At 63.3% G+C, this 12,906-nt stretch carries 14 protein-coding genes and 1 tRNA gene; 4 read left to right on the plus strand and 11 right to left on the minus strand.

Features of this window, described 5'->3' with window-relative positions; genetic code table 11:
- Positions 1-59: 59 nt before the first annotated feature.
- On the minus strand, positions 60-245 hold the full coding sequence (locus QMZ05_RS01020; protein WP_353699065.1) for a hypothetical protein: 186 nt from the start codon (positions 243-245) through the stop codon (positions 60-62).
- A gap of 135 nt (positions 246-380) precedes the next feature.
- Here QMZ05_RS01020 and QMZ05_RS01025 point away from each other — a divergent pair, with 135 nt between their 5' ends.
- From QMZ05_RS01025 to QMZ05_RS01035, 3 genes are all read left to right on the plus strand, one after another.
- Positions 381-1,205, plus strand: a complete 825-nt coding sequence (locus tag QMZ05_RS01025; RefSeq protein ID WP_353699066.1) for a methyltransferase domain-containing protein — start codon at positions 381-383, stop codon at positions 1,203-1,205.
- 27 nt (positions 1,206-1,232) lie between these two features.
- Positions 1,233-2,573, plus strand: a complete 1,341-nt coding sequence (locus QMZ05_RS01030) for an LLM class flavin-dependent oxidoreductase (protein ID WP_353699067.1) — start codon at positions 1,233-1,235, stop codon at positions 2,571-2,573.
- Positions 2,574-2,644: 71 nt separating this feature from the next.
- Entirely contained in the window at positions 2,645-2,767 is a 123-nt protein-coding gene (locus QMZ05_RS01035) for a hypothetical protein (protein WP_353699068.1), read from the plus strand.
- Positions 2,768-3,023: 256 nt separating this feature from the next.
- Here QMZ05_RS01035 and QMZ05_RS01040 read toward each other — a convergent pair whose 3' ends face one another.
- The 6 genes from QMZ05_RS01040 to QMZ05_RS01065 all read right to left on the minus strand — a co-directional run bounded on the left by QMZ05_RS01040 (position 3,024) and on the right by QMZ05_RS01065 (position 7,508).
- A complete protein-coding gene (locus QMZ05_RS01040) occupies positions 3,024-3,644 on the minus strand; it encodes a DUF1629 domain-containing protein (protein WP_353699069.1) in 621 nt (206 codons plus the stop codon).
- A gap of 267 nt (positions 3,645-3,911) precedes the next feature.
- Positions 3,912-3,998: transfer RNA gene (locus QMZ05_RS01045), tRNA-OTHER, on the minus strand.
- Complete coding sequence (gene tenA / locus QMZ05_RS01050) at positions 3,977-4,651, minus strand: thiaminase II (protein ID WP_353699070.1); 675 nt, start codon at positions 4,649-4,651, stop codon at positions 3,977-3,979. Before tenA ends, QMZ05_RS01045 begins: the two co-directional genes overlap by 22 nt.
- 367 nt (positions 4,652-5,018) lie before the next feature.
- Positions 5,019-5,255 (minus strand): hypothetical protein, encoded by a 237-nt coding sequence (locus QMZ05_RS01055; RefSeq protein WP_353699071.1) that lies wholly within the window; start codon positions 5,253-5,255, stop codon positions 5,019-5,021.
- 274 nt (positions 5,256-5,529) lie between these two features.
- Positions 5,530-6,741 (minus strand): CoA transferase, encoded by a 1,212-nt coding sequence (locus QMZ05_RS01060; protein WP_353699072.1) that lies wholly within the window; start codon positions 6,739-6,741, stop codon positions 5,530-5,532.
- Positions 6,742-6,743: 2 nt separating this feature from the next.
- A complete protein-coding gene (locus tag QMZ05_RS01065) occupies positions 6,744-7,508 on the minus strand; it encodes an enoyl-CoA hydratase/isomerase family protein (protein ID WP_353699073.1) in 765 nt (254 codons plus the stop codon).
- A 238-nt stretch (positions 7,509-7,746) separates the two neighbouring features.
- Between QMZ05_RS01065 and QMZ05_RS01070 the strand changes: the two genes are divergently transcribed.
- Positions 7,747-8,817 (plus strand): AraC family transcriptional regulator, encoded by a 1,071-nt coding sequence (locus tag QMZ05_RS01070; RefSeq protein WP_353699074.1) that lies wholly within the window; start codon positions 7,747-7,749, stop codon positions 8,815-8,817.
- A 72-nt stretch (positions 8,818-8,889) separates the two neighbouring features.
- Here QMZ05_RS01070 and QMZ05_RS01075 read toward each other — a convergent pair whose 3' ends face one another.
- Genes QMZ05_RS01075 through QMZ05_RS01090 form a run of 4 tightly spaced genes read right to left on the minus strand, consistent with a single transcriptional unit; the run spans position 8,890 to position 12,443 of the window.
- Positions 8,890-9,036: a hypothetical protein gene (locus QMZ05_RS01075; protein WP_353699075.1), complete on the minus strand. Its 147-nt coding sequence runs from the start codon at positions 9,034-9,036 to the stop codon at positions 8,890-8,892.
- A gap of 11 nt (positions 9,037-9,047) precedes the next feature.
- Complete coding sequence (gene fahA / locus QMZ05_RS01080) at positions 9,048-10,397, minus strand: fumarylacetoacetase (protein WP_353699076.1); 1,350 nt, start codon at positions 10,395-10,397, stop codon at positions 9,048-9,050.
- Positions 10,398-10,431: 34 nt separating this feature from the next.
- On the minus strand, positions 10,432-12,129 hold the full coding sequence (gene actP / locus QMZ05_RS01085) for a cation/acetate symporter ActP (protein ID WP_353699077.1): 1,698 nt from the start codon (positions 12,127-12,129) through the stop codon (positions 10,432-10,434).
- The gene (locus QMZ05_RS01090; RefSeq protein WP_353699078.1) at positions 12,126-12,443 is read right to left on the minus strand and encodes a DUF485 domain-containing protein; all 318 of its coding nucleotides are present in this window, start codon (positions 12,441-12,443) and stop codon (positions 12,126-12,128) included. Before QMZ05_RS01090 ends, actP begins: the two co-directional genes overlap by 4 nt.
- Between the last annotated feature and the right edge of the window lie 463 nt (positions 12,444-12,906).

Raw genomic sequence — 12,906 nt, forward strand, 5'->3', positions numbered from 1 at the left:
GAACCTCGCTTTGACGCTGCAAATCGTAAAAGCGATCGAGGTTCAGTCAATGAAACGAATTAAGCTTTGTTTTCGACGGCGAGCAATGTTCGCTTCGTCCGTGGCGCGCCTGCGGGAATATTTGCGACGATCGTCACGAGGTCGGCCATCTCGCGCGCTTCGCAACACGCAAAAACCGGGTGATCAACACGCGGAGCGGCCTCACTGACCCGCTTTCCCATCATCGCGAGCGCACTCGTCTCCAATCGACAACCTCCTCATCAGGTTCATGCTCGGCTCTCGCGCAACAACGCAAATTCATTTCACCGGGGCCGACGTAGAGTTCGAGACAGGGCGCGCCGAGTGTCGGCGCGATGCCGTCAAGAAATGGACCCATCGACATGCCGCAATCCGACGGCGCCATCAGCCTCGATCATGACACGCCGGAACTTGCCCGCTCCTATGATGACGCCGGACTGGTCCAGTTCCGCCATGGCAAGTTCCTGGTCGGGCCGCTCGCCATTCGATCCGGCGAGCATGTGCTCGATATCGGCGCCGGGACCGGACGGCTGGCGGAATTCGTCGCCGGCCTGGTCGGGGCGGACGGCCGGGTGAGCGGCATCGATCCGCTTGCCGGCCGCATCGAGATCGCGCGGCTGCGGCAGGCCGACAATCTCCAGTTCGACACCGGCCGGGCCGAAGATCTATCGCGCTTTCACGACACGCAATTCGACGCGGTCTATCTCAACAGCGTGTTTCACTGGATCGCTGACAAGGATCGCGCGCTACGGGAAATCCACCGGGTGCTGAAGCCGGGCGGCCGCCTTGGACTGAACGTGCAGGATCCGTCCCGGCCACATCAATCCCGCGTGCTGCTCCGCCAGGCCATTGTCGAGGCCGGCCTTGCCGACCGTCGCCAAGAGTCCAATCCGGTTCTCGGATCGACCGACGCGGAGCTCAGCGCACTGTTCACCGCCAACGGCTTCAACGACTACCGCAGCGAATTGCGTGCACTGGTCGACATCCATGACGACGCCGATTCGCTGCTGCGCTGGTCGGAAGCAAGCGCCTTCGGAAATTTTCTCGAAGCGTTCTCTCCCTCCGAACGGACGCTGGTACGCCAGGCGTTCGCCCGGCTGGTCGAGGACAAGCGGACGCCTGAGGGCCTGTCGCTCGAGCGCTACCTTCGCTTCGCGTTCGCGCGCAAGGCGCCGACCGTCGACTGACCCGATCATCCTTCGCGAGTTGCAGCCATGAGCAAACGACAGCTTTCCCTCAACTTCTTCATCTATCCGGACGGCCATCACGAGGCTGCGTGGCGTCACAAGGCTTCCACTTCCAACCGCCTCCTCGACGTGACCTATTATCAGGAGCTGGCGCAGCGCGCCGAGGCGCACAAGTTCGACGCGGTGTTCTTCGCCGACGGGCCGGCGCTGGCCGACAATGTCCGCCACGCTGCGCGGTTTCGGCTCGAGCCGATCACCCTGCTCACCGCGATCGCATCCGCCACCAAGCGCATCGGCCTGATCGCGACGGCATCGACGACCTATACCGAGCCCTACAATCTGGCGCGGCTGTTCGCTTCGCTTGATCATCTCAGCGGCGGCCGCGCCGGCTGGAATATCGTGACGACAAGCACGCCGCAAGCGGCACAGAATTTCGGGCTGCCCGAGCATCCGCCGCATCACGAGCGCTACGAGCGGGCGCGCGAATACCTCGATGTCATCACGCGGCTGTGGGACAGCTGGGAAGACGACGCGCTGGTCAATGATCCCGTGTCCGGCGTCTTCGCCGACACCGCCAGGATCCACGCCATCAACCACGTCGGAAAGCACTTTCGCGTGCGCGGGCCGCTCAACATCTCACGGACGCCACAAGGGCGCCCGGTCTATGTCCAGGCCGGCTCGTCCGACGACGGGCGCGCCTTTGCGGCACGCTTTGCCGAAGCGATCTTTACCGCGCACCAGACCTTGGCGAGCGCCCAGGAGTTTTACGCCGACATCAAGCAGCAGGCCCGTGCCTATGACCGCGGTCCCGATCAGATCAAGATCCTGCCCGGCATCAGCCCGTTCATCGCGAGTTCCCAGGTCGAGGCCGATCGGCTGCAGGACGAGTTCAACGAACTGATCCAGCCGGAATATTCGCTTATCCAGCTTCGCCAGATGATCGGGCTCGACCTCACCGGCTTCGACCTCGACGGCCCGTTTCCTCGCCATCTGATCGACACCGACAGCGCGCGCGGCGTCGCCAGCCGCTTCAAGCTGGTTGTCGACATCGTCGATCGCGAGAAGCCGACCATCCGCCAGCTGGTGCAGCGCCTCGCCGGTGCGCGCGGTCACTGGGTGATCGCGGGTCCGCCAGAGAAGATCGCCGACAACATCCAGACCTGGTTCGAGAACGGCGCGGCCGATGGCTTCAACGTGATGCCGCCCTGGCTGCCCGACGGCTTTGATGTCTTCGCGGAACAGGTCGTGCCGATCCTGCGCAAGCGCGGCCTGTTCCGTCACGATTATGAAGGCACCACGCTGCGCGACCATTACGGGCTCGCCCGGCCGGCGAGCATCTACTCGAGCGCGATCCAGGCGATCGCGTAGTCGGCCCGCCCCCCTTTGCGCCGCCTGCCCCGCGGTCGGCATGCCATGTCAACAACATCACCAGGACTTCCATGAAACTCGCGCGTTCCTTCGTTTCTGCCCTTCTGATCCTCGCCGCCCTCTCCAGCGCAGCCTTGCGCGCTGAGGCGCCGGCAAAGTCCGAACTGAAGGTCGGCTTCGTGCCGGGCCCCTAGATCGACGAATTCACGCTCGGCGTCGCGCCGGAGACGGCGATCCTGTCGGACCGGCTTTATGACGGGTTCACGCTGCCGGACTATCTGAAGTAAAACACCGCGCTCCCCCCGGACAAGCCAAAGCGCTCTCGCACCGAGATAAGTCAGTCGCAACTCAAGCGGCGCCGGCTCCAGCAAGAGTCGCACCTTAACTTGCTCCAATCGTGATTTCTCTTCTATTGTAGGAGCTTAAAACAAGGTTGACCGATTGTATCATTCACTTCTTACCGACATCGGCGAAGTTGATTCCCTTCAAGCCCGCCTGCCGGCAGGCATCTTTCATGGTCTGGTCGCAGATGACCGTCACCTCCATGAAGCGCATACGAAAGACATGCGCGGTCACGACGACATCTTCGCGGAAGATCAAACGTACCGGCCCCGCCAGCAGATAAATCTTCTCCTCCATCTCCTCGACGATCCGCAGCTCCGACGCCGGTTCGTCCAACGCATCGAGCACGGCAACCGCAGTGCACAGCCAGCGGTGCGGCCCAGGGGCGCCGTCCGGCAAGAACACTTCGCAGGAAATAAAGCCGAAGGCATCACGATCGATCTCTTCCAAGACCGCTTTCATGCCGTCGGAGATAAGCCAATGTCCGACGTAGCCCTCGAGGTCGCGCGGTGGGCGGCCAAGTTTCTTGTCGAACAGAAAACGCGGCCGCTCTGGCAATTTTGCATAGTACGGATCCGACCGCCAGCCATGGAGATAGCGCTCGACAGTGTCGGCGTTCGCCAGCCTGAATCCCGGCTTTCCCGCGCGATAGTCAACATTCATGTGGTAAAACTTGCGGCGCCTCGGCCTGCGCGCAGCCTTGGCGTGGCTTGCTGCCTCGTCGACCACGTCTAGTCCCCTCCAGCGCCGTCGCGCTCGCGCGCCGCCCCAGCCTGCTGCACGCGCCGTAACGCTGACAGCACCGTCAGTGCTTCCCGGTGCTTTTCGACCTCCGTGTACATGCCAATCTCCCGTCGGCGCGTTGAGAATACACATCCCACCAAATCCGTCGGCAACTGCAGGGATGGCAGCACGGAGAACGGTCGCACGGAGATCGCGCCCCAAAAACAAGAACGCCGCCCCGAAGGGCGGCGTCCTTTTCAAATCAGGCTTAGTTGGTTGCGGGGATAGGATTTGAACCTATGACCTTCAAGTTGTGGGCCTGACGATTGCCGAAACGGCTATTCGACACGCTGGCCCGCGCGCCAGCCCATCTCCCAGAAGTCTGCTTCGAGCCGGGTGGCCTCCTTGAAGATCGCAATCAGGTCTGCTTCGCGGGCCGGCGTGACGTAGAGATCGGCGAGACGCTCCAGGTGCGCCCGCGCTTTCGCCGCGACCTCCTGGTATGCCACGCCGGCATACTCGGCGATCCAAACGCGATAGGAGTTTGTCGCAGCGTCCGCATCGGGGCGCGAGGCGAGCCGCGTTGCGATCTCCGCGTAGCCAATCACGCAGGGGGCAAGCGCTACGTTGAGTGCTAGCAGATCGCCGCGCATTCCTGCATCGAGCACGTAGCGTGTATAGGCCAGCACTTCGACCGCCGGAGGGGTTTGTTCAAGCTCGCTCGGGGACAAACCCCAACCGGCGCAGAGCTTCACGTGCAGGTTCATCTCGACATCAAGGATGGCCGAGAGGCCGGCCGCTGCTTCCCGCATGTCGGCAAGCTTGGGCGATTTGTAGACCGAGAGCGCGTAGGCGCGAGCAAACTCGATGAGGAACAGGTAGTCCTGAGCGAGGTAGTAACGAAACGCCGCTTCGGCGAGCGAGCCGTCTGCCAACCCGTTCGTGAAGGGATGCTCGGTGTAGGCCCGCCACTCAGCGGATGCTTCTGTCTTTAGACGCTCGAAGAAACTCACGATCTTTTTTGCCTGGCTTGCTTTCCCATGAACGTCTTTGGCTCGCGACCGATAGCGCGCTGTGAACCGGGTGGACCTTGACCTTGAACAGGGCGCCGCGATCGGTCGGCACGACGGCGCGCAGAATTCACTTGCCGCCGGTCGCCGGGACTGACCTGCGTTCTCACGTTATCACCAACAGATGGCACATGCTCTAAGTCCAAGTTTTCAATTGTGGACGAACCGCACCAGGAACAACCCGCACGAAGCGCAACGAGCGTGGTCGAATTCCGCGGAAAGTGCAGGAAAATCAACGGCGGCGGCCATTGTCCCGCCGCTCATAACGGTCTGGTTGCAGGTTCGAGTCCTGCCGGGCCCACCAACGGGATCAATATCTTACCGGTTTCTCGTCGCCCTCGGCGCGGCCGCCGCACCAGAAACCGCACCAGATACGTGCACTTTTCGTTCGTGAGCGGTTCGCGCTCCGCCCGCGATCAGCCAAACTGAGAAGATGGACGAGATACTTGCCGGCGCTCATTTTCGGCGACACGTTGAACGAATGATCGAGCCCCCGCTTGCCGCACACCGTGCAGGTGAAGCGCGGCCCGATATCTGGCAGAAGCATCTCGTCCGGCTCGCCGCGTCCATCGTGACGTTAGAGCAGCGGTAGTCTTTGCAGAAAACAGCGATGTGCTTTGCGCCGGTTTCGCGCAATTCGCGAAACGAGATCTTAGTTGGATAGTCCTTTCATCGTGCGGTTACAGCCGCCTCTCATGCGAGCTGACAATCCACGAAGCCTAGCGAGCGGCCACGTTCCGTCCACCATCAATCGGTCAAGGTCATTGCCGGGAATAATTTAGTTCTACTCCAAAATTATGCTGGACTAGATTGCCGATGCTTTATCGTCGACTGAGCAGGATACCGCGCTGTTGCAGATCCCTGACTTTCTCGGGCGCGATGTCGAGCTGGCCGAGGATGTCTTCATTGTGCTCGCCCTGGTAGGCCGGCGCACCGGGGGATGGCAATTCCGAGCTACTAAAGATCCAGGGGTTGCCTGGCATGCGGACGACCCCGCCGGCGCGGTCATCGACCTCAACCACGGCATTCCATTCCTTGGCCCAGTCGGTGTCAGCGAACTCATTGACAGTGCGTACGCGGCCTACCGCAAGCCCCGCTTCGCTGACTTGCGCCTGCAACTGCTCCAGATTCTCGAAAGTCGTGAGCCAGGTGCGAATTTCAGCAAGCAGCGGGACGAGGTTTTCCCGGCGCAACCTGGCTGTGGCATAGCGCGGATCGGCCAGCAGATCGCTCCGGCGCATCATCGCGCAGTAACGCGTGAACATCGGCGAATAGATCGGACTGGCGGCGATCGTCAGGCGAGCGCCGTCGAACATTTCGAAGATATGGGATTCGTTGGCCGAGAGCGCGATCGGCTCGCCGTCGGTATCGATCTCCGACATCATCGCGCCGGCACGCTCGTTGACCGAGAGCATCGTCGCGGCCATCGAGACGTCGACGTGCTGGCCTTCGCCGGTACGATTGCGATGCTGCAGCGCCGCCAGCACCGCGATCACGCCTTGCAGCCCGGTATAGATGTCGGCATGGCTGCAGGAATCGCCGCGCGGCTCGGACAGCGCCTGGCCGAAATGATCCTGCACGATCGAGGTCAAGCCGGTTTCGGCCTGCACCGTCGGCGCAAAAGCCGGACGATTGCGCCACGAGGTCGACTGCCCGTAGCCGCTCAGCGACACATAGATGATGCCGGGATTGAAGGCGCGGACGTCCTCATAGCCGAAGCCGAACCGCGCCAGGGTGCCGGGACGAAAATTCTCGACGATGACATCGGCATCCCGGCATAGCCGGGTGACGATCTCGCGCGCCTCGGCGTAGTTCAGATCGATGCTGAGATTTCGCTTTCCCGCATTCTGTTGCACGAAATAGAGACCGATGCCGTTCACGTTGGGCAATCCGGCGCGGCCGATATCGCCGGACGGCGGCTCGATCTTGGTGACATCGGCGCCGAGGTCACGCAGGGCCTTGGTGCAGTGGGGACCAGCCAGCACGCGGGTGAAATCGACGACCCGCAGTCGTTGAAGTGGCGCAGCCGACATCGTCAGTCCCCCTCGAACACAGCCGTCGCGGGGCCGGAGGCAAAGAAGGCGTCGGCACCGCGCTGACGGTCCTTGGCCTGCCAGATCATGTCGTTGATCTCGACCTGCCGGGCATCTGCGGCGGCGATGCCGCCCCGCCCCTGCAAGTTCGCCTGCATCTTGATGCCCTTGATGACCTTAGTCGGGCCGGCGGCGAGTTGCCGGGCCATGGTCATCGACGCCCCGGACAACTCGGCTTCTGGAACCACGAGATTGATGATGCCCCAGCGCTCGAACGCCTCGGGCGTGTGACGACGGCCGAGCATCGAGATTTCCTTGGCGCGCGCGATGCCGGCCCGCTGCGCGATCCGCTGCGTGCCGCCGAGCAAAGGCAGCAATCCGACAGCCACCTCGACCTGGCCGAGGAAAGCCGTGTTTGCCGCGATAATCATGTCGCACGTCAGCGCGAGCTCGAGGCCGCCGCCGAGCGCGCCGCCGTTGATGGCCGCAACGGTCGGGACCGGCACATCCTCGAGACTGCGCCAGATCTTCTCGAGCCCGGCCTGATCGGTGTGCACTTTGGTGCCGGTTCCCCAGGACGCCATCTCCGCGCCGGCGCAGAAATGCCGCATCGCGCTACGCAGCAGGATCGCGCGGCAGCCGGCCGCGACCACGGCATGGTAGGCCGCGATCACGTCATTGATGAGCTTGTCGTCCAGCAGATTATGCGGCGGCTTCGCCAGCGTGACGACGCCGACCTTCCCGTCCAGTTCGTGAGTTACAGTCATGCCAATCCCTCGCTCGATCAAAAGCCAGGCTTCCGCCGCAACGGTGCGGCCGGCCGGCGTTTCCTCATTGCGGGCCGCTTCGCGCGGCTCCGCCGTTCCCGATGGTTTGAATGTCGCCCGTCATAATAAACGTGACAACGTCAAGCTCTGCCAATTATGATGTCAAAAATTGCCAAACGGCCGCGAGAGCCGTTCACGGGCCCGTCAATCTGTGCCAGCCGGACGCGGAGAAAACGCCATGAAGGCGATCAAGATCGTGATGCCGATCTCGAGCGATCCCGATGCGCCGACGCAGAGCCTGCTCGGCCTCGGCGCGCTAGCGGCTGAGTTGGCGGCGCAGGGCGTCTCGGTCCGCGAGCTGTTTGCACGCACCGGTCTCGATGCTGCGCAACTGGAGGATCCGCATGCGCGGATCTCGCATCGCCAACGCCTCGCGATCTACCGCAACGCCGTCCGGCTGGCGAAGCGATCCGACATCGGACTGCTCGCCGGGGCGCGGCAGCGCATCAGCGATTACGGCATCTACGGTTATGCCATGGTATCGAGCCGGACATTCGGCGAAGCGCTGATGTTTTCGCTCGACCACATCACGATGGCCGGGCCGGCGGTCCGGCAGATCAGCTTCCGGATCGAGCATGGCGCGACCGCGATCCTGCGCAGCCACGGGCTCGATCCACTTGGAGAGTTGCTGCCCTTTGCCGCCGAATTCTGGCGAAGCTCGATGACGGCGCTGTTCAGCCGTGTGCTCGAGGCACCGTTCCCGAGCAAGCGGATGATCTTTCCGTTCGCCGCGCCGGCACACTGGCGCAATTACGAACGGATGTTCAACTGTCTGATCGAATTCGGCGCCGATCGCATGGAATGGCACTTCGATGCCAAGGCGCTCGATCTGCCCTGCCCGAACGCAAATCCGATTACCGCCAAGGTCTGCCAACAGGTCTGCGACGTTGTGATGAAGGAGCGTCCCGGCGAATCCGAGCTGGTCAGGCGGATTCGCGCCGCATGCCTCAACAGCCCCAACAGGTTTCCGGCTGCTGCGGAGATCGCATCGCAGCTCGGGCTCTCCTTGCGCACTTTTCATCGCAGGCTGGCGGAGGACGGCCAGTCCTACCAGGCGATCGCCGACGGGATACGACGTTCGGTGGCCACCGAACTGCTCGAGAACACGCACCTCGCAATCGACCAGGTCGCCGAACGCGTCGGCTTCGCCGACGCGACCAGCTTTCGCAAGGCGTTCAGGAAGTGGACCAACCGCTCACCGTCGGATTTTCGGCATCCCGAGCAGCGCGAGCACCCGCGAACGCGATGAGAGGCTGATCGCCGCTCTGCCTCCTCGCCGGGCGTGAGCCGTTCGGAAGGCCGCTCAGCGCGTCCACCAGGCCTAGGGCACCGCGATGAGCAACATCGCCAGATGCGCCGCCACGAGCAGGGACAGTGCCACCGCCAATGTCAGAAGATGTCCGAAGCGGACTTCGTCCGGATCGACCGGTGAGTCCGCGAACTCGGTGCAGACAAGCAGAGAATCCACGTCAACCTCCGTCAGGCATGCTTGCTTCCGGTCATGACAGCATCAGCCGGCGCGATCCTGCCGACGCATGATCCGAACCCGATCGTCACATAGCCTTCCCTGCTGCATCTGCCGCGGAAGGTGACCTCGTCGCCGTCCTCCAGGAAGCCCCGGCGCTCTCCGTTCGGCAGCACCGCCGGCCGCGATCCCGCAGCGGTGAATTCGAGCATGCTCGAGAGCTGGGCCGGGCTTGGTCCGGAAATGGTGCCGGTGCCGATCAGATCGCCCGGCTGCAAATTGCAGCCGTTGATGCTGTGGTGCGCAACCATCTGCGCCGGCGTCCAGTACAGGTACTTGCCGTTCGACGTGAGAACCGGCGAAGCGGGCTGGTTCGCATCGCGCATCCGCGCGGTCGACAGCAGGACCTCGAGATGGACGTCGAGCCCACCGCCGGATTGATCGGCGGCATCGAACAGATAGCCGAGTGGACGCGGATCGTTGTCGGGACGCGCCAGTGCCGGGACGCGGAACGGCGCCAGTGCATCCGACGTGACGACCCATGGCGAAACCGACGTGGCAAAGCTCTTGCTGAGGAAGGGCCCCAGCGGAAACATCTCCCAGCGCTGGATGTCGCGCGCCGACCAGTCGTTCAAGAGCGAATAGCCGATGATCTGCTGCGATGCCTCGGCGATCGGCACCGGACTGCCGAGCCGGTTGCCGGCGCCGAGGTAGAATCCCATTTCGAGCTCGAAATCCAGCCGTTCGCAGGGGCCGAAGCTCGGTGCCTCGCCGGCCGTGGCGGGCGGACGCTGCCCGAGCGGCCGTCGTACCGACCCTCGCCCGACTTGCACCGATGACGCCCGGCCGTGATAGGCGATAGGAACCCATTTGTAGTTGGCGGGAAGCGGATTTTCCGGCGTGAGCAGCGCACCGGCGGCCTGCGCGTGATAGATGCCGGCATAGAAGTCCGTATAGTTCGAGACCCGCGTGGGCAGATGCAGCGTTGCGTCCGCGACCGGCGTCAGCAGTTCGGACGCATGGCGTCTGATGTCGTTGGCCGCGTGCCCCTGACCGAGCAGGTCGGCGGCGCGGCGACGCAACTCCCGCATCGCCACAGCTCCGAGCGAGAACAACGCATTGAGCGTGCCGTCCTGGAGCGCCTGGCGGATCGGCAAGCCCAGGTGCTCGTCCGAACCGAGCGCTCGCTTGAGGTCGAAGACGAGATCCCCGATCGCCATGCCGATCCTCGGCTGCGAATCGGCAGCGGTCGTGAAGACGCCGAGCGGCAGGTTCTGAATCGGGAAGTCGGTGTCATCGGCCGTCTCGACAAAGCTCCGCCGCGCCGGGTCGTGCGTCTCGTCCAACTGTTGCGAAATGATCATGCGTTGTTTCACTCTCCGCAGCGTGGTTGCGATTTCACGAACCGGCCGCTGCAAGGCTCGCCCGTTCGTTGGCCAGGACCGTTCCGATCTCGGACTGGATGAGCTGCGCCGTGAACGCCTCGCGTTCACGCGACGCCCGTGCGCTGCGATCCGTGACCGAGAACAGCCACACGAACAGGAAGGCAAGCGGCATCGAGAACAGCGCGGGATTGTCGTAAGGAAACACCGCCGACGGAAAGCCGAGCACGGCGACCCATACGGTCTTGCTCAGGACCACCAATACAACCGACGCAATCAGCCCGGCGAGACCGCCTGCGACCGCGCCGCGCGTGGTGGTGCCGCGCCAGAACATCGCCATCGCCAGCACCGGAAAGTTGCAGCTTGCGGCAACCGACAAGGCAAGCCCCGCCATGAACGCAACATTCTGATTCTCGAAGCCATAGGCCAGCAGCACCGCGATGACGCCAATTGCCATCGCCGCGACCCGCGAGACCAGGAGTTCGCGGCGCTCTGACGCCTTGCCACCGCTCAGCACCTGACCGTAGATGTCATGACTGACCGCCGAGGCGCCGGCGAGCGTCAGGCCCGCAACGACTGCAAGAATGGTCGCGAAGGCCACCGCGGAAATGAAGCCGAGCAGAACCGGGCCGCCCATGGCATGGGCGAGATGGATCGAAGCCATGTTCGGTCCTCCGATCAGGTCGGCGATCTTGTTGAACTGCCCCGATGCCGCAACGTTGAAATAGCTGGGCTCGGCCATCAGGATCGCCGCGGCGGCAAAGCCCAGCACCGGAATCACCCAGCAGAAGTAGGCCACGCAGGCGGTCGCGTAGAATACCGATTTGCGCGCCGCCGCGGCGTCGCTCACGGTGAAGAACCGCATCAGGATATGTGGCAGGCCGGCCGTGCCGAACACCAGCGCCAGCCCGAGCGAGATGGCAGAGACCGGCTCGGCAAACAGGCCGCCGGGCACAAGGATCGCAGCACCCTTGGGATGAATACGGCTTGCGGCCTCGAGCAGCCGCCCGAGGCTGAAGTCGAAGTGCCACAGCGCCGCAAGCGCGAGCAACGTTCCGCCGCACAGCAGCAGCACCGCCTTCGAGATCTGCACCCAGGTGGTCGCCTGCATGCCGCCGACGATCACGTAGAGGATCATCAGGATGCCCACGCCAAGAACGGCGAGCACATAGTCGATCCCGAACAACAGCTGGATCACCTTGCCCGCACCGATCAGCTGCGCGATCAGATAGAACAGCACGACGACGAGGCTTCCGGTCGCGGCGACGAGCCGGACCGAGGTCTGGTCGAGGCGAAACGCGGCGGCGTCGGCAAAGGTATAGCTTCCGAGATTGCGCATGCGCTCCGACATCAGGAACAGCACGATCGGCCACCCGGTCAGGAACCCGAGGGCATAAAGGAAGCCGTCGAATCCGTTGGCGTAGACCAGCGCGGAGATGCCGAGGAATGCGGCCGCCGACAGGAAATCGCCGGCGGTCGCCAGTCCGTTCTGCAACGGCGTGATCGCGTGGCCGGCCGTATAGAAGCCGGCCTTCGATTTCGTGCTGCCCGCCGAACGGTAGGTAATGATCAGCGTGATGGCGACAATCAGGGCGAACATCGCAATCGCGATCCAGTCGGGCCCGCGTCCACCCGCCATCGGCGCGCCGCCCTGCGCCATTGCCGCGAACGGAAAGGCCACGGCGAGCGTGACGAGCAGGCATCTGGCGATCATCGGCCAAGCTCCCGTTTGACGATGCGGGCGAGTTCGTCGAAGCGGGTATTCGACCGTTGAACGTAGAGTCCCGTGAGCGCCACGAGCGCTGCGACCATGGCGAGCGCCAGCGCAAAGCCGAGCGGAAGCGCGCTCCCCGCGATGTTGGCGCCAAGCGCGTTCTTTGCGACCGAAACCAGCGCGATGAAACCGAAGAACATCACCAGCGTCAGGATGGACAGGCTCCATCGCAACCTGGCGCGTCCCGAGACAAGCTGCTTGAACGTCGCATCGGCGAGGATCGCCCGCGCGCGGCCCGGCGGCACCTGTAGCATCTGATTCCTCCCTCGCAGACGTTGTGGACCGCCGTGCCGCGTCTGCGCGACTTGCGCCGCGGAGCATCAAAGCTTCGGTGGTGTCGTCCTTGCTGGGTTCAGAGCATCAGAATCCGGTCCGCATCCGGCAAGGTGATATCCTGCCAAACTCCGGGTGATTTCATGCCATCGGCGGCGAGCCAACTAAATCGAGATGAGTCTCGGTCCGCGCTACACTATGCGGAACGTCGCAGCAGCGTGGGTTTATGGTGCGCTCGGAGGGCGTTCGCATCTGCTGCGATTTCAATCGCTTATCCCAACGATGAAGAACTAGAGGTTCATATCAACCTTATAGGAGCGTTTCGGCTCCCATTGCCGATCCGCAATACACTCCCAAGCGCAAGGCGCAGGACATTGAATCGATCCCGATCGGAGACGTCCTTTCAATCTATCTCGATACAGAACCGGCCAAGCTTCGCGATCG

The organism is Bradyrhizobium sp. INPA03-11B (genome assembly GCF_040446015.1).
GTDB lineage: Bacteria > Pseudomonadota > Alphaproteobacteria > Rhizobiales > Xanthobacteraceae > Bradyrhizobium > Bradyrhizobium macuxiense_A.

Coding starts and splice junctions, on each gene's coding strand:
- QMZ05_RS01025 (WP_353699066.1), top strand. CDS start 381: ATGCCGCAATCCGACGGCGCCATCAGCCTCGATCATGACACGCCGGAA.
- QMZ05_RS01030 (WP_353699067.1), top strand. CDS start 1,233: ATGAGCAAACGACAGCTTTCCCTCAACTTCTTCATCTATCCGGACGGC.
- QMZ05_RS01035 (WP_353699068.1), top strand. CDS start 2,645: ATGAAACTCGCGCGTTCCTTCGTTTCTGCCCTTCTGATCCTCGCCGCC.
- QMZ05_RS01055 (WP_353699071.1), bottom strand. CDS start 5,255: ATGCTTCTGCCAGATATCGGGCCGCGCTTCACCTGCACGGTGTGCGGC.
- QMZ05_RS01060 (WP_353699072.1), bottom strand. CDS start 6,741: ATGTCGGCTGCGCCACTTCAACGACTGCGGGTCGTCGATTTCACCCGC.
- QMZ05_RS01065 (WP_353699073.1), bottom strand. CDS start 7,508: ATGACTGTAACTCACGAACTGGACGGGAAGGTCGGCGTCGTCACGCTG.
- QMZ05_RS01070 (WP_353699074.1), top strand. CDS start 7,747: ATGAAGGCGATCAAGATCGTGATGCCGATCTCGAGCGATCCCGATGCG.
- fahA (WP_353699076.1), bottom strand. CDS start 10,397: ATGATCATTTCGCAACAGTTGGACGAGACGCACGACCCGGCGCGGCGG.
- actP (WP_353699077.1), bottom strand. CDS start 12,129: ATGATCGCCAGATGCCTGCTCGTCACGCTCGCCGTGGCCTTTCCGTTC.
- QMZ05_RS01090 (WP_353699078.1), bottom strand. CDS start 12,443: ATGCTACAGGTGCCGCCGGGCCGCGCGCGGGCGATCCTCGCCGATGCG.